Consider the following 22,304-nt stretch of genomic DNA (forward strand, 5'->3'; position numbering starts at 1 on the left):
CAGCGCACGGCGCGTCACTTACAAAGCAAGTCACCCGAATCGTCGATGCGAATTCTGCACACCTCCGACTGGCATCTCGGCCAGTTCTTCCTCGGCAAGTCGAGACAAACCGAACATCAGAAGCTGATCGCGTGGCTGGTCGAAGCGACGCGCGTTCATCACGTCGATGCCGTGCTCATCGCAGGCGATATCTTCGATACCGGCTCGCCGCCGAGCTATGCGCGCGAGTTGTATAACCGGCTCATTCTCGCGTTGCGCGATGCGGGTACTGGCCTGATCGTGCTCGCGGGCAATCACGATTCGGTCGCGACGCTGCAGGAATCGCGCGAGATACTGCGCGCGCTGAATACCGTGGTGATTCCCTCCGTACAGGACGATCCAAACGATCAGGTTCGCGTGCTCAACCAGCGCGACGGCACGCCGGGCGCGATCGTGTGCGCGATCCCGTTCATCCGGCCGCGCGACGTCACCCTGAGCGTCGCGGGCGAAAGCGCGCGCGATAAACAGGCGTCGCTGCAGGATGCGATTCACGCGCACTATCAGGCGCTGTTCGCACTCGCCCAACAGCGGCGCGCGGAACTCGGGCTGCCGCTGCCTATCGTCGCGACCGGGCATCTGACGACGGTCGGCGCGAGCGCCAGCGAATCCGTGCGGGAGATCTACGTCGGCGCGCTTGAAGCGTTTCCGACTTCGGCTTTTCCGGCGGCGGATTACATCGCGCTCGGTCACATTCATCGTCCGCAAAAGGTGGGCGGCCTCGACCATATCCGCTATTGCGGATCGCCAATCGCGCTCAGTTTCGACGAAGCGCGCACGCAAAAAGAAATGCTGCTCGTCGATCTTTCCGCGAGCGGACTCGACAGCGTCACGCCCATTCCCGTGCCAGCGTTCCAGCCGATGCTCTCCGTGAAAGGCTCGCTCGACGAACTCGAAGCGGCGATTCGGGAAGCCGTCGCGCTGTTGATCGATGGCGAGACCGCGTGGCTGGAAATCGTCGTCGCCGCTGACGATTACCTGAGCGATCTGCACGCGCGAATCGAGCGCATGACCGAGCATTTGCCGGTCGAAGTGCTGCGGATCCGCCGCGAGCGCACGACGCAAATGAGCGCACTTCAGGCGCAAGCGAAGGAAACGCTGAACGAACTGACGCCCGACGATGTCTTCGCGCGGCGCCTGCAAAGCGAGACACTCGACGATGACCTCCGCGCGCAGTTGACCGCGATGTATCGCGCGGTCGTGGCCGGTATCGGCGAGGCGGACGCAGCATGAAAATTCTGTCGCTGCGGCTGCGCAACCTGAACTCGCTCAAGGGCGAATGGAAGATCGATCTCAGCCGGCCGCCGTTCAAGGACAACGGCCTTTTCGCGATCACCGGACCGACCGGCGCGGGCAAAACCACGCTGCTCGACGCGATCTGTCTCGCGCTTTATCACCGCACGCCGCGCATGGACACGGTGTCGGCGGGATCGAATGAATTGATGACGCGCCACACGTTCGAATGTCTGGCCGAAGTGGAATTCGAAGTAAAGGGCGAAGGCTATCGCGCGTTCTGGAGCCAGCGGCGCGCACGCGACAAGGCGAGCGGCAATTTACAAGCGCCGAAAGTTGAACTCGCGCGCCTCGACGGCACGATCGTCACGGAGCGGATCAACGACAAGCTGCGTCTAATCGAAACCATCACGGGTCTCGATTTCGGCCGCTTCACGAAGTCCATGATGCTCGCGCAAGGCGGCTTCGCGGCGTTCCTCGAAGCGAAGGCGAACGAGCGCGCCGAACTGCTCGAAGAACTGACCGGCACCGATATCTACGGCCATATTTCGCGCGATGTGTTCGAACGGATGCGCGCCGAAAAAGATGCGCTCGACAAGCTTCAACTCAAAGCGGAAGGCGTCCAGCTACTCACCGACGAACAACTGCGCGTGCTGACCGAGGAACAGGCGACACTTGTCGAACATGAGCGCAGCGTGAGTACGCAGCAGCGCGCAACCGATGCCAAGCTGCAATGGCGACGCGCGCTGACCGCCGCCGAGACACAGGTTCAGCAAGCGCTCGCTAGCGAACGCGACGCGCAGCAAAAGTTCGCGGACGCGAAGCCCGAACTCGATCGGCTCGCGGCGAGCGAACCCGCCGAAAAGCTGCGCGCCGTTCACAGCGCGATGACCGATGCGCGCGATGCGCTGCTCAAAACCACGCTTTCGCTGGAAGCTGCAAAGGCCGAGCGGCAAGCTGCATCGCTCGATGCCGCGCGCAGTTTGCGACGCGCGTTTCATCTGCGAACGCTGATAACCGGCCGCCGGCAAGCTGCGTTGAACGCGCTGCTCGCGGAATCGAAGGTCGTTCAGAATACGCTCGACCAGCATCCGGGACGCAGCCGTCTCGGCGAACAGATCGCGGGCTGGCGCTCGCAGTTCGACTCGCGCGATGCGTTGCACAGCGAGATTCGCACGCTGGAAAAAAAGCGCCACGATCTCGCCGCTGCGAGCATCGAACAAGCGAAGACGATCGAAGCCCAGCGCGTCGCGCAAAGTAACGCCGCGCGCGCCGTCGAGCAAGCGCGTATCGATGAAGCCGAATCGCGCGCGAAACTGGCCGCTGCGTTAGACGGCGAACAGGAAGCGGCACTCAAGGCGCGCTGTCAGCAACTTCAACAACAGCAGATCGTATTGAGCCGCCTCGTGCAGACCGCCGAACTGCGTGCTCAAGGCACCAAGCAGCAACGCACCGACCGCGACGAATTGTCCGCGAAGGAAGTCCTGCTCAAGACGCGAACGGACGAACGCGGCCAGCTTGCCGCCGATTACAAAACCCTCGGCGATCAGATCGACGACAAGACGAAACTGCTTCAGCAGGAGCAACGCATTCGTCAACTGAGCGACCATCGCGCGGCGTTGCGCGAGGGCGAGGCGTGTCCGTTGTGTGGATCGACCGAACATCCGGCAATCGCGGCGTATGACGCGCTCGACGTGTCCGTCACCGAGCGCGAGCTCAAAGCAAAAGAAGCCGCTCGGGATGCCGTGCGCGAAAAAAGCGGCGCGGCGAAATCCGCGATGGATGTGTTGAGCGCGGAGATCGTGCGACTGCAAAAGCAGATCCGCGACTGGACGCAAAGCGACGCGGCGCACGCGGAAAACTGGCGCTCGCTGTGCGCGCAAATCGACGTGCAATTGCAGGATCGCGCGGCGCTCGATGCGCATATCGAATCGCACGGCGCAGGGCTCAAACAGGCGCAGGACACGCTTGATTCGATCGACGCGTGGAATCGGGTGATCGAGCAGCGCGTGCAGGCGCGGCATGTGGCCGAGAAAACCTCGGCGCAACGCGAACACGATTTGCGGCTGGTCGAGGAAAAGCATTCCGCTGGCGAAAAGGCGCTCGCGGAAACGACGGATGCTGCCATCGCGCGTCGAGAATCGCTTGTGCAACGCGATCAGGCAATGAACGTGACGGTGATCGAAGCAGGCTACACGCCGCTCGACGACTGGACGCCGTGGCGCGATTGGCTCACGCAACGCGACGACGAGTGGCGCACGTGGCAGGCGGCATCGCAACGCGCCGCGCTGCTCGCGCGTCAGGCCGATACCGCGCGGCAGGCGCTCGATACGGCGGCATCGGAGGAAGAAAAGTGGACCGCCCGCTGGCGCGCATGCGAGCCGTCGTATTCGTCGCTCGAACTGGAATCGCGCGATCTTTGCAAGAATCCCGACGACGATTTCGAACACGAGGTCACGCGCCACGACACCGCGCGCGACCGCGCCAACGCGCTGGAAGGCAAAGAGAAAACGCTCGCGGTGCGATTGAGCGAAGAAGCGTCGAGACGCGATGAGACCGCGAAAAAATGGGACGACGCGCTCGCGCTTAGCCGCTTCGAAAGCGAGCGGGCGTTCATCGACGCGCTGCTCGCTCATGAAGAACGCGACCGGTTGCAGGCGCTCAAAGCCGCGCTCGATCGTTTATCGACGGAAGCGCGGGCGCTGCGCGAAGCGGCGGAAAAGCGTCGCGCGGAGTTGTCGGCCGAGCCGCAAACCGATCAACCCGCCGAGGTGTTGCAAGCCCAAGTCGACGAACTCGCCGCCGCGTTGCGCGCCGCGAACGAACGGCAGGGCGCTATCCGCGAGACACTGCGCAACGACGCGCAGCAACGTGCGAATCGTCAGGCGTTGATCGCCGACATCGACGCGCAGCAGAAGCGCTATGACTTGTGGCAACGGCTGAGCAGCCTGATCGGTTCGGCCGACGGCGCGAAATACCGGAAGTTCGCGCAGGGTCTCACGCTCGACCACCTGATTTATCTCGCGAACCGGCAACTGGTGCAGTTGCATGGCCGGTATCAACTGAACCGGAAAGCGGGTGGCGATCTGGAAATGGAAGTGGTCGATACATGGCAAGGCGACGTCGCGCGCGACACACGCACGCTCTCGGGCGGCGAAAGCTTTCTCGTGAGCTTAGCGCTCGCGCTGGCGCTGTCCGATCTCGTGAGCCATAAAACGTCCATCGATTCACTGTTTCTCGACGAAGGGTTCGGCACGCTCGACGGCGAAACGCTGGAGATCGCGCTCAATGCACTCGACGCGCTGAATGCGAGCGGGAAGATGATTGGGGTTATTAGTCACGTCGAGGCGCTGAAGGAGCGGATTCCGCTGCAGATACGGGTGAGTAAGGGTGTGGGAGTGGGGTTTTCGGAGGTGGAGGTGGTGGGGGGTTAGCGTGGCACGGGTTTAAAGACAGACCAGCAAGTGTCAGCCCCTTCAAACAGGTAATATCGGGGCCGACCGCCTTACGCTGCCGCGTTGCTTCGCCGGCCCTTTCCGCCCATGTCAAAACCCTCAAAGCTCGCCGAAGTTCTTACTCTTGCCAAAATCCAGTCGATGGCCGACGCAAAAACATTCGCGCGCGGCAAGGCCTATTTCCATGACGGCACCGTGTCCCGGCTTGAGGAATATGAAGGCGGCGTGCGCGCGAGCGTGCGTGGCACGGACCGTTACCGAGTCAATCTTGCCGTCCGGGAAAACGGCAAACTTTCGCACGAGTGCAGTTGTCCGGTAGGCGACGGCGGCGTCTTCTGCAAGCACGGAGTCGCAGTTGCACTCTCCTGGCTCGAAAATACGGGTGAAGAGGTGTTCCATCGCGAGGAAACGGTCCCGGAAAAGCCTCGCAAGAAGCGCAAGACCTACGCAGAAGTCGTTCGCGAATACGTGGCTACGCTTGACCCAGACACGCTTCGTGCGTTGTTGCTTGACGCCGTCGATCGCGACCGGGCGTTGCGCGACAGACTCTTGCTTGCCGCGCGTGCGGCCACCGCCCCCGATCTGCCCAGCATGAAAACCGCCGTGCGGCAGGCAACACGCATTACCCGGATGCTGAACTGGCGGGACGCAGCCGCCTATAGCGAAGGCCTGATGTCGCTGGCCGAGATGCTGCGCCAGAGGCTTGAGGGACCGGACGCGGCACAGGTGGTCGAACTATCCGAACTGGCGATTGCGGGCGCGGAGAAGAGTCTCGACCAGATCGACGATTCCGGCGGCGGCGTGATGCCGGCCATCCTTGAACTGGCGTCCATCCATCTCGAAGCCTGCAACCTGACCGCCCCCGATCCGGTGGCGCTAGCCGAGCGGCTCTTCAACCTTCAGAAAGACGGTGTTTGGGATACCTTCTACCGTGTCCTGCCGGCATACACCGAACCACTGGGTGAAGCCGGAGTGCAGCGCTATCGCGAACTGGTCGAACGGGCGTGGGGCGCTCTCCGTCGCAGCGAATTAGACAAGGCGGACGCTTTGGCGTGGCGCCGTTTCGAGATGGCTCCGTCGGCCGAGGCGTTTTGTGTGTTGCTGAAGGTCGCAGCGGCTACCGGGCGGCATGATGGAACGCGAGAGCGTGCGCTCGCGTACCTTTGGGCAATGGTCTGTAAGGAGGAGGGAGTCGCAAAGCCGAAACTCGGCGTCTGGCAGCGGTCGACGCGGACGGAACTGGTCAGGATTTTTCTCGACGGCAAAGAGAACGACGCCGCGTGGGAAGTGTTTGTCGGCGGTCTGGTCGGGACGAGACTGTGGCCGGAAATGGCGGCCATTCGCGGAGAAACCCATCCACACGATGCCATCGCCCTCTATCACCGCTTGCTGACAATCGCCGTTGCAAACGGTGCGAACAATAGCGCGCGCTATGACGAGGCAGTTGAAATCGTGCGTGCTATTGGCGCGCTGCGGGCAAAGCTCGGCGAGCGAGCGGAGTTCACGGTCGAACTTGGAGAGATTCGCATGACACATCGCGCCAAACGTAGTTTCATCAAGCTGCTCGCGACGCTGTCCTGAACATGATGATCTGCGGGTTACGTTCTGGGACGAGCGCGCGGGTGGCTATTTCGGCCTATGTGAAGGCCTTTGCTAACCCGCTCTGCACGTCCACAAGGCATAAAGGGTTACAAGCGAATCGCTTGTAACCCTTTATGTTTTTGATTGGGACGAAGTGTCGCTACGCCGCCCACTCAATTGTGGGGAGACTGAGTTAGTTAGACTGGAGATCCTTATTAATCAATGACTTGCTGACTATTTCGGTCACGCAGCGCGCACGACCTGAACCGAAATAGTTGGACTGGCCAGATATGTGACGCGAAATCGTTAGACTGGGATTCAAGCCCTTGCAGACAGGGGCTCAGCAGCCACTTCCCAGATTGCTGGCCTCGATCTCCGGACATTAATGGGCGGTTCGGGCCCGGCTACCAAAACTCCATATACCTTCTGCGGCGGCGATCCGGATAGTTGCCCAGCGAGTAGAGCTCGCGATGCATGTCGCCGGCCACTGCATCGCCTGCAGCGTCCTCTTCAGCCCTCGTTCTCAAATCTCCAATCAGCGCTACTGCTCCGCCTCCGCCTGTCACCGCGAGCGCCGGCGACGCCCGCAGCCCGAGCGACTTCGCAGCGATTCCGACTACCGCGACAACCAGGCAAGGGCGCAGCAGACGTGTCGGCCATCCGTGGCCACTGCATGCTCGCCAGCAGCTCGACTTCGGCGTTAGCGTGTGCGCTTCTAGTCTGTCTTTCAAGGTCGTGTCTATTGTCTCGTCGGTCGTATATTGGGGGCTGAGTGCGTCTCGTATTAAAATATTGCCGTAACGATGACCGATGTATCGAAGTCGCATGAAAGGAAAACAATGCGTCGAATTTCGCGTCCGACTGAACCGCCCCGTCTGCTAACCTCACAAAGAGCGTTGGATGAAAAGCGGAAATTGCTCGACTATCTGCGGCGTGACAAGAACGAGCGCCGTCACCGGCGAGATGGACTAAACGACGACATATTCTTTGATGCCGAGCTACGGCGCGACCTTTCGCACGTTTTTGAAGAAAAATGCGCCTTCTGTGAGTCGAAAATCGGTGCCGATGGGCAAGTTCTCCATCTGCGCCCTTTACGTTTCGCAGAGAGTGATACGAACTCGGACCGAGATTACTATCTCTGGCTTGCCTTCGAGTGGCGCAACATTTTCTATGCGTGCTCCTATTGCCTGAAGGCAAAAGGTAACAAGTTTCCGGTTATCGGCGATAGGGCCATGTACCTTGCCGCATTCGATGACGTGGTTCAGCACGAAGACGCATTGCTTGTAGATCCGACAGCCGAAGACCCGGCTCGGCACTTTCGTCTTCGCTGTGATGGTAGTTTGATGCCTAATACGAATCGAGGGCGAGAGACAATTGAGGCCTTCGACCTGAATCGAATCGAGTTAAATGACGGGCGACGATACATCATCGAAAGTCTTTTTTCGAACCTTCAGTCCGATGCCGACAGTCATACCGAAGAATCTCTTGCAGGTATCTTAGAAAGTCGAGCACCACATGCAGGTGCTATTCAGGGAATGCTCAAGCGCATCGACTCGGTTTGGCGCGCGGGCGAAATTCCCTTAAAGGGCGGCGGGGATATCCTCGCCCGACGTTTCCTGGATGTTTGGCGCCAAACTGACCAGAAGCAGCGCTCGAAGTTTGCCGACGTTTTACAGCAGCTGGAGGAAGTCGACCGACGCATTCAGCATGAGGAAAGAGAGTCCTTGGCTCAAATTCCCTTGGCCTATGTGTCCATCCGGGAGAAAGCTGAGTTAGTCGCTGGTGATCGCGAAATATCAAGGATTGAGATATCAAATTTCAAGGCAATAGAGAAAATGAAATTTGAGCTTCAATCGAGTCGATCGAGCAATGCAGGAGCCCCTGCATTAATGATTCTCGGTGAAAACTCTACTGGTAAGTCGAGCGTGCTAGCGGCGATTGGGCTTGCCTTGATTGGTCGCCGGCAAGCATCGAAATTGAAAAAATATTTTCCTAGTTTAGTTCGAAGCAAAGCAATTGATCGTTTAGATCAGCTCGACGAGCAGCGCATTGCTGTCGATGTCGGCTTTCATTACTCGGGGCACACTGCGTCATTCATATACGATCCGGTTCATCGTATTCTTGATGGGCCAGAAGAGCAGTCCTCTGTGGTGCTTGGATATGGCCCCCGGCGGTTTTTTACGCAGAAAAAGCGTCAGCACGCTAAAGGCGCTGCGGCTCGGATACGTACGTTGTTCGATCCGCTCGCCACAATTCCGTACCCAGCCGATTGGCTTCGCGCGCAGACCGGGGAACGTTTTGACACGGTAGCACGTGCACTTCGTGTCGTTCTTGCTCTTGACGATAACGATGAGCTTGTCGTCGAACCTGATCATCTGGCCGTACGTGCGAACGGTCGGACGACGCCAATTGATTCGCTTAGCGAAGGCTACCGATCGATGTTCGTGATGACTGTGGACATCATTCGCGAGCTCCTTGAACATTGGAAAAACCTCGAACAAGCTCAGGCCGTTGTGTTGATTGATGAGCTGGAGACCCATCTTCACCCTCGCTGGAAGATGCAAGTCATGACGTCACTTAGACGCGTTTTGCCTCGGGTTCAATTCATCGCGACAACCCATGACCCACTTTGTCTTCGAGGAATGGACGATGGCGAAGTGGTGGTCCTTCAACGCGACAACGAAAGCAATATTCGACAGCTACACGATCTTCCCGGCGTCAGTGGCATGTCCGCAGAGCAGCTCCTGACCTCCGACTATTTTGGCTTGGCGAGCACTGCTGACCCGTCTACGGAGATCGAACTCGCACGACTTGCTGGAGATGTTGCGCGCCGCGGACGTGACGGGACTTTCGAATTAGCGCCTGCGTTGGCAACGACAGAACTGATCACTCGCCTGACGATCGGTGACAGTCCGACTGAGCAGATTATTCAAAGTGCGCTCCTTCGATACCTCAAAGAGCGCGAAGCTCGAGACGGAGACCTTCGACCAACATTGCGCACAGAGGCGGTCGAGGCCGTTATCAAGGCTCTCCGGTCAAGCGAGGAATAAATATGCGATTTGTCGACCGCACTGGCGTAGATGAGCCGAGGTCACTTGCAGGTCCGAGCGCGGCGGTGACGGCCGAAGAAAACACGGCGCAACTTTATTATCAGACATATGACCCGCTAGCGAGTGGAGCTAAGGCGTTCAATTTTAAGGAGTACAAAGGCCACGACGTTCAGCATCAGCTTCGAACTCTGTTTCACAATAAATGCGCTTATTGCGAATCCGATTTAGGCGACAATCTTGAAGTCGAACACTTCCGTCCGAAAGGAGGAGTAACTGAAGATCGAGCACATAGCGGCTATTGGTGGCTTGCACACACCTGGGCAAACCTCTTGCCATCGTGCATTGCTTGCAATCAGAAGCGCCGCCAGCACCTTGTCACTGAGGCGATGACGGTAGAGCAACTTACTGCGCTGTTGGCAACGAAAGCTAAGGTTGCATACGGGAAGGCAAATCAATTCCCCATCGCTGGCGTTCGAGCTCGATATGGGTTTGGGCTGCTGACTGACGAACTTCCACATTTAATCGACCCTACTGCGGAAGATCCCGCGCAGTATTTGAAATGGTCCAAGTCCGGAGCCTATAGCGTCGTAGTTCCTCAACCAAGTGATCCGCAAGCTATCATTCGCGCGCTGAGCACGATAAACGTGTTCGCGCTGAACCGTGCTCGCCTAGTGGAAAGCCGGACCCGAGTCCTGACGGAGTTGCGCTTCCAAGCGGCAGAGATTGTCGAAGAGCTTGAGCGTGACATGGCCGAAGCAGGTTCCCCGAAGCATGTTGAGCGCGCGCTCAAACGCGTTATAGCGATGAGACGCCTTCACGGCGCGGGTCATCCATATTCGGCGATGGTGAAGACATTTGTTGATGAATTCGTTGAAGAGCTTCAGGAGCGGATCACGAGTGGACCGATAGGCGACGACCTCCGATCTCATTCGGTTAGGGTAGAGAATGCTTAACGCATGTCTTCGTTTGCCAATCCTACAATATCGATTCTTCTTGAGTTACTGCTGGCCGACGACGTATGGCTGGACACTTGGGTTATCCAGCGCGAGTGACAACGGCGACGTGCCCTGACTATTTCCCACTCGTCGGCACTTGGGCAACGGCCGACAGCACTCGTTTGCAATCTGATGACACGCTACTCACTTGGTGGCCGTGTGCTGAAATCGATACTCAAGATCAAAGCTGAACGGCGAAACGGCGAAGTGAACGAGACGAAACACCATTCCAATCGTCCTGACGTAGTCAGTATCAACAGGTTTTGAAACTCCGCCTCGCTTACACCCACTACACCTTGCAACTCCGGCTTAATTGAAATAAATGAGCCAACGCTTGGGACTTCAGAATTTCCAAAGCTCGGGTTTTTCACGATCCCAATTTGGATCATGAACTTTGTGACTCCCCTTACCGGCTCCGTGAGCTCGCCGGTAAGGTGGATCGACGTGCTGCTTTCCCGGCACGGGGGGCGCCCACGGGGCCGGTCTGCACGCACCCAAAGACCCGCGTGCCAGTTCATGATCCGCCCATAACGGTTCATCAAGTCGCTTCGACGGCCTCGATCCTTTGCATTACGCATTGGAGAATGTCCGATGTCTCTAACCTCTACCTTCGAGAGTCGCAATATCATCTGTCATCGCTACCTCGCTTGTGAAAGCTACACCTTCACGCTAGCATTTGGCAATCGTCGATCGATTGGTCGCTGCTGGCAGCAGGATGGCGTCTGCACGACGGATTTAAGAATATAGTGGATAGCGTCGGAACTCGTGGGCTCAGCTGGGAGAGCGTCACGTTCGCAATGCGAAGGTCGGGAGTTCGATCCTCCTCCGCTCCACCAAAGTCTTTTCCTAAAACCGGTCATCCTAGGCCGGTTTTTCATTTGGATGGCGGTTTCCGCCATCGTCTTGGTTCGATATCCCCCATGCTAACGGCGCAAAGCCTGTCTGGTGCCGAGAACAACTGGGCCTACAGCAAGTAAATCCGCCGGGCCGATTCCAGAAGCGTGAGTCGTCACATGCGACTGACCCTCAAGCTCCTCACTTGTTCCCTCACGGGACAGCGCACCTCTGCCATCTGATTCATGCGACGTGCGTTTGGCGTGGTGCACTCCTAGACTTGGTATTTCAGGTCAAAGCACAGGGAGTCTGGCATGCGCGAACAGCAAAGCGGTCCCAACAATCCCGAATCCAATTCTGTTGATCTCCATCGAACGCAGCGGGATCACGGTAGTCGGGACGCCGGCGGAAAATTGCTGGCACGACTGTCTCTCTCGGCATTAGCTCATTGGCCTGCTGTGCAGCCCACGACGCATCTGATTCGTCATTGTTTGCGAATGCTATCGATGGAAAATCGCCGAACGCTGCGTGGTACGCGAAGGTTCACGATGAATTCAATGCCATAAGCGATCAGTAAAAATTCTCCTGGGGCAATCAAGAGCAGTCCGAGTATGGTTTTCGGATCGGGCATAAGCTGCAATCTCGTGACGGCCCATACTCCGGCAGCAAACAACGGAATGGCGAGCGCAGGTGCCAGTCGATACATGCGCCGTCGTCGAACGGGCAGGAACGCGCCAGTTGTAACCCGACCAAGAGATTTGACTGGCTGGAATCCGCTAACCGTTCCCCTTAGCTTCGGAACCAGCTTCGGCGAAGTATGAATCACCTCAAAGATGACGCTTGCATCACGCTCCCAATGGGTAAATTCGATCCGCCAGCTTCCATCATCCGACGGAACGGCCGCTACTTTCACCATGTCATCATCACAGTGAACTGTTCTGACGGAGAGGATTTTTGAGTTGTCCTCCAACGTCAGTCGCAAAGGATTGTCAGCAACCATGTCGTCGGGTTTGACCGGCCCTTTTCCTGCGTTCCAGATCGACACGAGGGACCTAGTGATCCGATCAACCGGTTCACCGTGGTGGGACACCACCACCCCCTCCAAAGCGTCGCGCTTGTGAATTACTGTCTCACCATCGGCGCAGTATTTGATGCGACGACGCTCGTTCCAGCGGGCGTATCCGGTACCCAACGCAAAGGTTACGACGGGAGGCAAAAAACTTACAAAACCAAATGGCATTTAATTCCCCGATATTTTCACTCCAAGTTTCGGCGTGGAGCACAAGCATTGATGATCAGCGTATCGAGCGGTCAGAATCTGCAAGAACAGACTCTCACCGCTGCCGATTACGAATGTTGATAACGCTGCGACGGCCACAACGCCGTACCCGATGGACAATCGACCGCAGCGGCCGGCCTGTTACCAAAACCATCGACGCAATGTTGCCCAAAGACTCTTGTCGACATGGCGTGTTTCGGCCGGGGCCGGGGCCGCGTCGTCAGCTTTTGCCAGCGCCGGCGGGAGGAGCTCAGGAGGTCGTCCATAGAACGCCGCCTTGGCTGATTTGTCCCGCCTCTGCTCCGCCTTGATTTTCGCTTGATCCCACGACCCCGCCTCAATGACGCTATTGTTTCTAATCACGTAATGTGAGCGGCATGGCAGATTCCAGCTTCCGACGGAGGGGTGAAGCGAAATGGACTCACCATCAAAGGTGAGCTTCCAGTCGGTCGGCGTCAGCGGCGTAACTACCTCTTGTCCACAGCCGCAGCAGCAACTGTGAACTGCGGTGCCGTACTCCATTGATACATAGAGCACTCCTGATTCGAGTTCCCGTGGTACACCCTTCACGAAGCGAGGTTCGAGCCGCAAATGCTGAATCATGCCTGGTCTCCATTCAACAGCATGTTGCCGTCGGTTGTGTATGAGCAGTGGTGCTCATTTTCCAGGTCGCGGTAAAAGCCACTGATCTTTTTCCACTTGATCACGGCGAGCGCTGCGTTCAGCATGTTGAGGTCAGCAACCTGAATGTTCGAGGCGTAGACATCTTCGGCACCTCCTCCCTCGAACCCGACGCGCGCCCTGACGTGATCACGTTTATGCGGCGTGCTAGCGGTGACGCGCAAAATGCCCCCCAGCGAACCATTGACGAGCTCAAGGCCCATGCCAACATCCACGAAAGGCAAGCCAAGCGCTTCGAGTTTCTGTACCGCAATTCGCTTGGAATCGCCCGCGTCCATACAAAGGAAAGCGAAGGTGACGCCGTCCAGAAGGTGGATGGTGCTCGCGTCCAGTTGAACCGCGTGCGCCACGACGCCGCGATGCATCCGTGAGTAAATATTGGCGAAGTAATCCACCTTCTTCGGCACGTCGCGAAGGTTATCTATCGACGGCGCGCCAGGTGCTCGAAACGCGTTGTGCTGCAGGAATTCGTCGCTATCAATCAGGCGGATTTCGCGGACTGGCGTCTTTGCCACCTGGTCGAGCACGTATGAGCCAGTTCCGCCGACGCCAACTATCGCGATTCGTTCGCTTTCCAGCCGTGCTGTCAGCGCTCCAACTCCCGCGCGGTCCGACGCCGTTTCGAGATAGTTGAATACGCTTTCATCCTCCACATCCGGTTGCCGGAACAGGCGCGGAGTGACACCCGGGCTTATTGTGGCCGCCGCGCCCGCGATGATAGTCGCGTAGGTGGACATCTTCTGATAGTAGTCCTGGTAGCCCTGCGGCCCCGGCTTGCTGGAGAGCATGTGATCGCCAATCACGCCTAGATCTGCAGGGAGTGCGCCGCCCGGCGTAATTCCACGGATCGGCGTTCCGTCGGCATTACACGGATATTCACCTTTGAAATGGACCGTATGCGGCTCGGGTTTCTGCGTCGTGTCGCCAGACAAGCAGAGGGTGGAGGCGATCGTACCCGTCTTCACTTCACGCCGAAGATTGACATACGGCACTTCGTGCATCACGAGACAACCTCCCGTGATCCGCACGAAGTAACCCTCTTCGCGAAGCCGCTTGAGGTCCTGATTAAGATTGAATAGTGCGGCCGACATTGAAAATGCTCCCGTTTTTAACCTCGACAGAACCACCGGTGGCCAACTCGCCGCTGTGCGGTTTGGATGCCGCTCCTCGATAAGTGATCGAATACTTGATGTCCGGCGTTGGCGGCTCACCAGGATACGCAATCGAAACTAGTTGTTCGAATGTCACGTGGGACTCTGCGACTTCGACTTCGCGGCCGTTGACCACAATCTCGATCTTCGGTTTTTGCTTGAGCGCTGTGATGAAGTGTTCGACTCCGGGCTGCGAAAGGTCCACTGTTTCATCAGGGTGGATCTGGCGGTCTGCGCCACCGCGAACGCTCAGAAAAACCGCTTCGTTTTCGCGGGGTTTGGCGAGCTCATACAAAACGACGCCTGTGATCGTCGATTTGCCCCAGGTGATCTGTGCGTCATTGACCGTTAGCTTGAAATCGCGGTCAGTTAAAAACGCGACGAACCGCTCGACGCCGCGACCTCGCAAATCAAAGGTTTCATCCAGGCGGACATCCTCGAAATCGCCGGTCTCAAGAATGGCAAAGAGGCTGTAGTCTTCGGAGGCGCTCAGACCCGCCGCAATCAACAGCTGCCGGCCAAGCGGTACGGGATCGTCGATCTCGATCGGACGGAAGTCGAGGCTCTCGTGCGCGAAGAGGATGCGATATGCGTGAGCTGCGTGCAGGCCTTGGCCTCCACGATTGTCGCCCCCAACGTCTTCGATGTTTTCCGTGCTTTCCATAAATGTGTCCAATGTCCTGTCGGGTTGGTCAGACTCAGTGCCCGACCGCAGTACGTTTCGGAACCCTCCCGTTTGGCGCCCTCAATCTGGTTAAATGATTCTGTTTAACATCGAAGGTAAAAGTGCCCGGGAGGACATGGACAAAGCATATCACCACAATTCTGCTTCATGCAAGCTGTTTAATCAGAATTACCGAATTGCCACGTACTTGTATTCGATGCCGCCGCTGCTGGCGATATCTTCGGCACGCAGGATATAGCCGTCAGCCACCAGTCGTTTGAGGCGGGTGCTGGCATTCTGCACAGACAGGCCGAGATCAGCGGCGACCTGAGAGGCGAGAACAGAGCGGTTGGCCAAAACGTAGTTCAGAAGGTCTTTGCCGGAAGAACTGATTTCCGGTCCGATCACTTCAAACGCTTCCTTGCGCCAGATGACCAGCGGTTGCTCTTTTGCCTGGGCCGCGTACTTCCAATTGTCGATCAGATCGCGATCCTCGAGATCCTCGAGGAAAAAACCCCTTTCCCCTCTGTATTGTTTCGCGACAGAGATCACGCTTTCCCGCGGAAAAGACGCGTCCGTAGCCTCGATGCCTTTCAGTGATATGCCGAATACAGAAACATCGGCGTGACGGCCGACAAAGTCAGAAAGCTTTCCGTAAGATTGTTTTCCCTGAACGTTCCCGAAGGGCTGGGACGTCTCGGTGAAATCGCGCAACTTGATGCGCATGGAGGTCTGGTTCATGTCGGTAATTTAATGAGAATCAGGCCTTGGCGTCAAGCAGGAAGTCGAAACAGATGTGGGTGCCTCTAAGCAAAGACATGTTCAGGCGATGTGAGAACCGGATCTCGCCGTTTTCGTAAAACACCTTCACTTCGAACGTTTCCTGCCGCACCGAAATGTTGGCATTGAATTTATTAGCCACTTCGCCTGAACGTTTGAGCCCCAGACCGCGCGCCTCGTCCCGATTGCTACTGATTTCGCCATTCCGGAAAATTTCCTCAACCAGCGCTACACCGGGATGGACGCTCGAGGCACTAATTCTCTTTGCGAGTTCGGGGTATTCTGATTCCAGCACCGGCGCGAGTGTGCCCAGGATGCCCCGTCCACTGTCCGAGATGACCGCCTGAATGTGCGGCCTGCGGCTTTTGGGATAGAACTGCAGCGCGGCAAAGCCTGGAATAGGTGATTTCGAGTGATCCCGTACATTGCCGAACAGCTCGGACAATACCGTAAAGGCGCCCACGGTATATTGGGCCCCCGCGCAGATGATGAAGCTCTTTTGCAACCGCCCAGGGATTTCTTCGTCCGGCGCCACCGGGTCAATCGCTGCAACTTCTACTACCCCTTCGTTCGCCCCCTTGTACTGGCCAGCTTTCGATACTTTTGGGCGAGAGGGGATCACCGCAACCGTCGGGTCGAGGAAGTCAAAGAAGCCAATCCGGTTGAAGTAATCCAACGTGGGGTAGCAATCACTGAAATCGATCTGAACAGCCTTTCGATCGAACACAAGCTGATTGCAAATTGCGAGCAGACGAGCGGTAGCTTCCAGCAGGAGTTTGCTGTTTTTTGCCAGGACAAACACCACGCCGCTGCAAGCAGAGGCGAGTGGCGACTCGACCGACTCGAGCGCATTTTCGAAGAGTTCCGCTGTGACCCATTTTGCCGAGGGAAGCGCAATGCGAAGCTCCGCTGGTTTTACCAGGAACCAGCAATGGGCTTCGTCTTTGACAAAGCACTCTGGATTGCCGTGCAGATATGCATTAACCACACTCCTTTCCTGCCCGATCCTGCCTGCGATCACGCGAGCTTTAATCCCCGGCTCTTCACGTAAGAGCCTTTCTAATTCGTTATGCATAAACGTGCCACCGTAGCCAAGCAATCAAATCGCAATTCTTATTAAAGTTTTCTGAAGCGTGAGCTTACGCCGTATTCTCGGCTTCGACGCGGTGAACGGCTGTCGACCGGATGCCATAGACGACCAACAATAGACAATCACGGCGGTAAACGTAACCGGCACTCGTAAGTTCAGCGACGGCCCGCGTGATGCTGCCTCGCCTTGTGCTCATCCATCCATGCCAGCCAGCCTCTCCGATACGCGCGCGCATCTACCAACGCGTGATGCTCGCGGTCATCGTTCCGGTAGTGCTTCAATACGGCCTTGTGATATACGGACGTGTCGATCAATGGTCGGAGGTCTAACGGTGTCGCCGCGAGATTACATGGCTTCGATTCACCAAACAACTCCAACAGAAATCGGAAGTCGGTCATCGAATCGCAAGCGACCCGCACCTCACGCGAAGATGCGGCGAACCATTCAAGCAGTCTTTCGCGCGCCTGCAGCAGAGACATAGCCGCTCCGCTAAGCAACGGCAGGACCTCCTGTCGAACGAAATCGGTGCAGTCTTCAAGCTTCCATGTGTCTTCGAGCTCAACGTAGAACTCCCTGTGCCCGTCCTCCGTCACGATCCCTAGGCTAATTAGCTTGGGTGACGGTTGGCCGAGTCCGGTGTACTCGGTGTCTAGAAAGACAAGCATATCAAGGCCTCCCGGCGAAAACATCAGAACGTCGTCGTGTGGCGGCCTTCGGCAACTCTGTCGAAGCGCACGGTTGAAGTTGCATCGCTAGGAATGGACAGGCGCTACCTCGCCGGATCGAATAGCTGATCAACCAGCTCACCAACGATTTCAAATGTGCGCAAGACCGAGTTGTGAAGGACGTCCGAGCCATGAGCGTACGTGTTTCGAATTCTAGGCAAAGTGTGAATGAATGTGCCGATCCAGTCCTGGTCGAAATCCTCGGGTAATGGCTCTACATTCGAGTAGTCGACTTCCACCGTCGTCAGTCCAAGGCGCTGCATCTCCTCGATCTGTTGGAACTCGGCACGTTGTCTGGCGCGTTGCAGCGCTCGTTCCTGAATCCACGGAAACCCGTCATTCGATACTAGTCCTCGGTCCCGCGCTTCCTCCAGCAAATTTTTTAGACCACGCGGCAGCCTGGCTCCAACTCGAGTCGATCGCGCCACTTCCTGAGCTAGCCGCTCACGAAGCGCAAACTCGAGCGACGTGAGCGCCTGCTGCTCTGCTACAGGATAAAAGCGATAAACGAACCATGCGTAGGCGTCGAGATTCTTCGCCGTCTCGAAGTGGATTTGAATCGACTGGGGTACTGTTGTGTTGAGGGAAAATGATGCTACGTCCGCCAGATGTTCGGAGACAGCAACCGGTCCGAACGCACCAGCGGCACCGTCCCACCTGGAAAAAAAGCTGTTTCGGATATCGGCTTCATGGAGTGAGTCGATTGTCCTTAGCAAATCGCAGGGGTCCAGATTTTCGAGGGCCTTGTCTTCCATTGTCCACATGCGTTCAGGTTAATCGCTAATTATCCGCCGGCCGCCTCCGCGTCCGATAGTGTTGACGCAACTGCCATCACGTCCCGCGTAGAAAATCTCCATACCGGTGAACCATCCACCGATGGCCCTCCGACCGGCCTCAGCACATGTGAGCGAAGCAAAGCGTACGCACGCTTGCGCGAAATCTGCAAGGTTGCTCGCGCATCCGCAAGTGTCATCCACTGCGATTTCTCGTCGCGGAAGGCCTCGACACTGCACCTGCTTACGGTACCCGACGTTCGGCCGGCAGCCGTCTTGTGCGTTTGCCCCTTCAGAGTGCCGTCCGCGATCAATACCAAGATCGTGTCGCGCCTGGTCCCCAGTAGCTTGGCCGCCAACGTCAGCGGAATCCATGCATGCTGGCGGCGGGTCGCCTGCGACAGCCGCCGATTCCTCTGGGCCAACTGGCCGACCCATTCGCGGCTGACATATGAGTCGAACTCTCGACGCAGAAAATCAAACTGATCAGCCGCGAAGCGCTTGTACAAGGCGGTATAAAAGTAACCGAAGCGGGCGGTCAGGCGGGCGCATGAATCGCCGGCTCCTCTGTTACGACAAACCATGCGCAGTAGGTCTTGATACCCGAGCGGCCAATCGAGAAATGCCCGCCCCGCTGCGTTTGCTATTACGGTTGCCACCGATACTTCATCCAGATTGGCGATCTTGGTAGGTTTCGTTCCCTTGTTGGACGCATACCCACCGAGAAAGATGCAGGCTGCCAACAAGTCCGGAAGCGCGAGGAGCCCAACATTTGTTCGATGCAGGGCTGGATCTAGGATTGCTTCTCCGGTCAAAGCTGAAGACAGATACGCGCCTACAGCAATCTCTGCGATCGTAGCCGTTTCTGACGCGGCTTGTGTCAACCGCCGCCCGCAGCTGCAGAGACAAATGGAGCGCCGTTTCCACGACAGCGGTTGCTTGCATGCTGGACAGCAGTCGCGCAGTCGCGTGCGATGGACCGGGCACGCCGTCATCAGCGTTAGATCCCAGGCTGCCCGCCATCCAGGCCTTTCCGCGAGACATTCGGGGCAGTAGCGGGGTCTGTGTCCGTTCCAGTACTTCGCGCCGAGGGCACCCGGATCAGCGGTTCTTAGATGACGAAAGTGACTTACCTGACCACGGAGCGGCTGCAGTGATAGCCCAGGAAGCATCGAGCCCACCCTCGCGAGACCATCGACACCATGCTCGCCGGAGGCCAGAAGATCCAGATCAAGAAGCGATGAGAAGCCGTTACGTTCTGATAAACGGAGCAGGTAGCCTGTGGTGCTCTCACCAGGCATTGGCGCGAAGCGAACCAGAAGCTTGGTCATGTTGCTACCTCACGAATGTCGGAAGGAAACCCTTTGCGACAAAGCACGTGCCGAATGTCACGCTATCTTCCCCCGTGGGAAAAGCACTATATGCCTTGCCCTGACGGCCCTGATCACTCGTTGAAATGCCAGACAGCTCACTGACGTAAGTTCGCTGAGTCGCAACAGACTGCTCAGTTCCATAGTCAACGGACTATTGTCTCGCCGCCAACGCAGAAAGCGATCAATTTCAGACGGCAATATGAAGGCTCCGGTTTGTCGCACCGATGAGCTCTTCGCCGTCGCGCGTGCTGTGAAGGACGATGTCCGTTTGCCGAATCGCCTCCATAAGATCTCGAACGGGGACAAATTCAAGTTCGCTGGATGCATCGGAGCTACCGGTGCTCGTCGCCCTCCGTATTAATATGCCTAGGGATCCATCGGCGCCTGCTCCTAGCCTGTCTGGGTTGACTGCAAGCCTCCGTCCTTCCCGATACATAGTGATGCCGTCGACATAGCGATGCAGCAACTCGGTCAGGAAGGCCGGGAGTGACATAGCGCCGCGACGGCAATCCAGGTAACGAGTCGGCGCCCTCTCTAAAAGCTCTTCGAACGAAATGAGTAGCGGCTTCCATCCGGCCACGTCGTCTTGCGAGAGCCTGTTCAGTTCCTGCAAAGCGCTTGACGCCGAAGACGTGAACAGTCTGGCCGCAAGATCCGTGGCGCGTTTCTCTGTCTCGAGGGCGCACTTGCTGGTTGGATGGAAGTGACGCGATTGTGCAACCATCGTCGACAGGAAGTTCGCTACTGCTAGCCACTCCAGCGCGCTCATTCGGCGTATCTCGGCACAAAAAACCGGGTACTCGATCAGATCACGTTCCGCCACCTCGCGGAGTGCTGCAAGGATCTGCTTACTGATAAGACCAGCCTCGATGGGAGCCGGTGTCGTCTCCGTTTGGCCCAGATCGAATCCGCATTTGCACAATGTGGGGCCGGGGCGGTCCCACCCTACGAGCTCAGTGCATTGCGGGCAGCGCTCGACAAGCCATAAACAATGCAGCTCGCATGTGGCTATGGCGCGAAAATTCCAGATAGCCCTGAAAAGTCCACGCTCACCAATGCAGGTGGGACAATATGCGGTATACGGCTCGCGAAAAAAGTAGTGCGTTGCCCAGTACAGGGACCTCGCACGCACGCCCGGTATATGCCGGTGCCGGTCTAGCAGCTCGTGTAACGCGCATATGTCGAGATCCACGAGTCGAGCGACCGCGGCCACCTCGTCTGCCTTGCAAAGGCTGCCCTTGATAGACCGTACAAACTGTCCAATCGCTGGTTGGCCGGTGTACCCGTTCATCAACCCAAGGCGCAGCAAATAGCTCAGTACGTGTTCGTCGTCAGCTGGTCGAGGACGGCAGATAAAACGCCGCCCCCTGGAGGCTGCGTGCGTAGCGAAAGAACGGCGTCCCGGCATTGCGCAGTACTCCCCTAGATGAAGCGACTTTGACTCGGACCGATATATACGAGCGTATCCTGCCAGAGACTCGCAACGATATGGGCGCGTATCCCTAAGTGGATAAAGCTACCGTTGTCGCCCGAAACGGCCTCAAGCGACGTGGCCGAGATCGACCTTGTAGCCAAAGAATGGTTCGCTGGCGTTAGTCAGCGGTCTATTGATGAACCTTGGGTGAAACGGATTTAGACGGTCCAGGCCTTCTGGCCAGATGGCGTCGGAAAACGCCTTGCCAAGGACATCTCGATCGATCGCCGCGCGTCCTTCCTCAATGACGATCTCGACGGCAGCGATAATGAGCGTCATTACGTAGCCAATCAGGCCAAAGGTCGCGTAGTGCATCTGCTCGACCGTGACTCCGCCGCCGGTCAGTTCAGAAACACACGGAACCGGCAAGCTGCCGTATATCGTACGCAAGAGACCATCGAAAATGCGCCTCGACCGTTTGTCAGCGATGCTAAACGGCTCAAGTGATATTTGCCTTGAAAAGCGCCGGCGTAACTGTTCGTTGCCTTGAAGAATTCGACGACAGCGGCGCAAGCCCATTAGAACGAACGGAACCTTCGTCGCGTTGACGAGGCTCTTCAACCAATCAGCGACTGTCGCCTCGATCTTTTCACTCGAGTGATCGATGAAGTGTTGAAACTCATCAAGAATAACCAACTCTAATCTGCAGTTTCTGAACAGCACGATGATGCGTTCTGTCATCGCGACGGCCGTCCCGTGGGCGAACAGTGGATCTCCCAAAGCTAAAAGGATGCGTTCTGCGACGTTTTTTATCGTCGGCTTCGCTGGTAGTTCAAGATGAAGAACGGGAATAATTGTCCCATCCTGAGTTTCACGACGTGGATGATGCTTGGCGTATTCCTTGCGAAGGGTAGACTTGCCGCTTCCAGATACTCCCGTGACGAGTAGGCAGCCTGGCTCCTCAAGTTCGAATTGCCCCATTCGATGGCACCGTCGGATAGCACCGATACCGTAAGCAAACGCTGGATGTTCAATAAGCGTCTCACGTACCGTGGCCACCGACTCATACTTCTTGTCGACAAGATGCTCTTGGTTTCGATGTTCCTCATTACTATACATACCTTTGTAATCCGAATCATTCGTCATGTTGTCGTTCATGATATGTTCTCCACGCGGCCGCGAAAACGCGG

16 protein-coding genes and 2 pseudogenes are annotated in these 22,304 nt (G+C 57.2%); 5 read left to right on the forward strand and 13 right to left on the reverse strand.

The features are described 5' to 3' along the window. The first annotated feature begins 45 nt into the window (after positions 1-45). The 5 genes from sbcD (at position 46) to AC3D25_RS15450 (ending at position 10,308) form a co-directional block, all read left to right on the forward strand. On the forward strand, positions 46-1,269 hold the full coding sequence (gene sbcD, locus AC3D25_RS15430) for an exonuclease subunit SbcD (protein WP_488889232.1): 1,224 nt from the start codon (positions 46-48) through the stop codon (positions 1,267-1,269). Then, the gene (locus tag AC3D25_RS15435) at positions 1,266-4,703 is read left to right on the forward strand and encodes an AAA family ATPase (protein WP_488889233.1); all 3,438 of its coding nucleotides are present in this window, start codon (positions 1,266-1,268) and stop codon (positions 4,701-4,703) included. Before sbcD ends, AC3D25_RS15435 begins: the two co-directional genes overlap by 4 nt. A 108-nt stretch (positions 4,704-4,811) precedes the next feature. Then, positions 4,812-6,305, forward strand: coding sequence for an SWIM zinc finger family protein (locus tag AC3D25_RS15440; protein ID WP_488889234.1), 1,494 nt, complete (start codon positions 4,812-4,814; stop codon positions 6,303-6,305). 803 nt (positions 6,306-7,108) lie between these two features. After that, complete coding sequence (locus AC3D25_RS15445) at positions 7,109-9,355, forward strand: AAA family ATPase (RefSeq protein WP_488889235.1); 2,247 nt, start codon at positions 7,109-7,111, stop codon at positions 9,353-9,355. Between the two features lie 2 nt (positions 9,356-9,357). After that, entirely contained in the window at positions 9,358-10,308 is a 951-nt protein-coding gene (locus AC3D25_RS15450; RefSeq protein ID WP_488889236.1) for an HNH endonuclease family protein, read from the forward strand. A gap of 1,360 nt (positions 10,309-11,668) precedes the next feature. On the opposite strand, the gene AC3D25_RS15455 is transcribed toward AC3D25_RS15450, so the two are convergent. From AC3D25_RS15455 to AC3D25_RS15515, 13 genes and pseudogenes are all read right to left on the reverse strand, one after another. Beyond that, on the reverse strand, positions 11,669-12,424 hold the full coding sequence (locus AC3D25_RS15455; protein WP_488889237.1) for a hypothetical protein: 756 nt from the start codon (positions 12,422-12,424) through the stop codon (positions 11,669-11,671). Positions 12,425-12,604: 180 nt separating this feature from the next. After that, the gene (locus AC3D25_RS15460; RefSeq protein WP_488889238.1) at positions 12,605-13,066 is read right to left on the reverse strand and encodes a ubiquitination-like system serine protease family protein; all 462 of its coding nucleotides are present in this window, start codon (positions 13,064-13,066) and stop codon (positions 12,605-12,607) included. Next, positions 13,063-14,235 (reverse strand): ThiF family adenylyltransferase, encoded by a 1,173-nt coding sequence (locus AC3D25_RS15465; RefSeq protein WP_488889239.1) that lies wholly within the window; start codon positions 14,233-14,235, stop codon positions 13,063-13,065. The genes AC3D25_RS15460 and AC3D25_RS15465 overlap by 4 nt, the downstream gene beginning before the upstream one ends. Then, complete coding sequence (locus AC3D25_RS15470; protein WP_488889240.1) at positions 14,210-14,959, reverse strand: multiubiquitin domain-containing protein; 750 nt, start codon at positions 14,957-14,959, stop codon at positions 14,210-14,212. Before AC3D25_RS15470 ends, AC3D25_RS15465 begins: the two co-directional genes overlap by 26 nt. Before the next feature lie 189 nt (positions 14,960-15,148). Then, positions 15,149-15,700: a MarR family transcriptional regulator gene (locus tag AC3D25_RS15475; protein WP_488889241.1), complete on the reverse strand. Its 552-nt coding sequence runs from the start codon at positions 15,698-15,700 to the stop codon at positions 15,149-15,151. A 19-nt stretch (positions 15,701-15,719) separates the two neighbouring features. Beyond that, complete coding sequence (locus AC3D25_RS15480; protein WP_488889242.1) at positions 15,720-16,814, reverse strand: hypothetical protein; 1,095 nt, start codon at positions 16,812-16,814, stop codon at positions 15,720-15,722. Positions 16,815-16,984: 170 nt separating this feature from the next. Next, entirely contained in the window at positions 16,985-17,494 is a 510-nt protein-coding gene (locus AC3D25_RS15485; protein WP_488889243.1) for a 3'-5' exonuclease family protein, read from the reverse strand. A 104-nt stretch (positions 17,495-17,598) separates the two neighbouring features. Next, on the reverse strand, positions 17,599-18,309 hold the full coding sequence (locus tag AC3D25_RS15490; protein WP_488889244.1) for a hypothetical protein: 711 nt from the start codon (positions 18,307-18,309) through the stop codon (positions 17,599-17,601). A 29-nt stretch (positions 18,310-18,338) separates the two neighbouring features. Further along, a complete protein-coding gene (locus AC3D25_RS15495; RefSeq protein WP_488889736.1) occupies positions 18,339-19,070 on the reverse strand; it encodes a hypothetical protein in 732 nt (243 codons plus the stop codon). A gap of 231 nt (positions 19,071-19,301) precedes the next feature. After that, a pseudogene (locus AC3D25_RS15500) lies at positions 19,302-19,658 on the reverse strand (TniQ family protein); the annotation flags it as partial. Between the two features lie 229 nt (positions 19,659-19,887). Continuing rightward, positions 19,888-20,469, reverse strand: coding sequence for a hypothetical protein (locus tag AC3D25_RS15505; RefSeq protein WP_488889737.1), 582 nt, complete (start codon positions 20,467-20,469; stop codon positions 19,888-19,890). Between the two features lie 231 nt (positions 20,470-20,700). Next, positions 20,701-21,108: pseudogene (locus tag AC3D25_RS15510) on the reverse strand (TniQ family protein); the annotation flags it as partial. Between the two features lie 132 nt (positions 21,109-21,240). Continuing rightward, a complete protein-coding gene (locus tag AC3D25_RS15515) occupies positions 21,241-22,272 on the reverse strand; it encodes a TniB family NTP-binding protein (protein WP_488889245.1) in 1,032 nt (343 codons plus the stop codon). Positions 22,273-22,304: the final 32 nt, after the last annotated feature.

It is taken from the genome of Caballeronia sp. SL1002, from assembly GCF_057814995.1.

What these genes read in the sequence shown, in the direction of transcription:
- sbcD (WP_488889232.1), top strand. Translation starts at nt 46, where the DNA reads ATGCGAATTCTGCACACCTCCGACTGGCATCTCGGCCAGTTCTTCCTC.
- AC3D25_RS15435 (WP_488889233.1), top strand. Translation starts at nt 1,266, where the DNA reads ATGAAAATTCTGTCGCTGCGGCTGCGCAACCTGAACTCGCTCAAGGGC.
- AC3D25_RS15440 (WP_488889234.1), top strand. Translation starts at nt 4,812, where the DNA reads ATGTCAAAACCCTCAAAGCTCGCCGAAGTTCTTACTCTTGCCAAAATC.
- AC3D25_RS15445 (WP_488889235.1), top strand. Translation starts at nt 7,109, where the DNA reads ATGACCGATGTATCGAAGTCGCATGAAAGGAAAACAATGCGTCGAATT.
- AC3D25_RS15450 (WP_488889236.1), top strand. Translation starts at nt 9,358, where the DNA reads ATGCGATTTGTCGACCGCACTGGCGTAGATGAGCCGAGGTCACTTGCA.
- AC3D25_RS15455 (WP_488889237.1), bottom strand. Translation starts at nt 12,424, where the DNA reads ATGCCATTTGGTTTTGTAAGTTTTTTGCCTCCCGTCGTAACCTTTGCG.
- AC3D25_RS15460 (WP_488889238.1), bottom strand. Translation starts at nt 13,066, where the DNA reads ATGATTCAGCATTTGCGGCTCGAACCTCGCTTCGTGAAGGGTGTACCA.
- AC3D25_RS15465 (WP_488889239.1), bottom strand. Translation starts at nt 14,235, where the DNA reads ATGTCGGCCGCACTATTCAATCTTAATCAGGACCTCAAGCGGCTTCGC.
- AC3D25_RS15470 (WP_488889240.1), bottom strand. Translation starts at nt 14,959, where the DNA reads ATGGAAAGCACGGAAAACATCGAAGACGTTGGGGGCGACAATCGTGGA.
- AC3D25_RS15475 (WP_488889241.1), bottom strand. Translation starts at nt 15,700, where the DNA reads ATGAACCAGACCTCCATGCGCATCAAGTTGCGCGATTTCACCGAGACG.
- AC3D25_RS15480 (WP_488889242.1), bottom strand. Translation starts at nt 16,814, where the DNA reads ATGCATAACGAATTAGAAAGGCTCTTACGTGAAGAGCCGGGGATTAAA.
- AC3D25_RS15485 (WP_488889243.1), bottom strand. Translation starts at nt 17,494, where the DNA reads ATGCTTGTCTTTCTAGACACCGAGTACACCGGACTCGGCCAACCGTCA.
- AC3D25_RS15490 (WP_488889244.1), bottom strand. Translation starts at nt 18,309, where the DNA reads ATGGAAGACAAGGCCCTCGAAAATCTGGACCCCTGCGATTTGCTAAGG.
- AC3D25_RS15505 (WP_488889737.1), bottom strand. Translation starts at nt 20,469, where the DNA reads ATGAGCGCGCTGGAGTGGCTAGCAGTAGCGAACTTCCTGTCGACGATG.
- AC3D25_RS15515 (WP_488889245.1), bottom strand. Translation starts at nt 22,272, where the DNA reads ATGAACGACAACATGACGAATGATTCGGATTACAAAGGTATGTATAGT.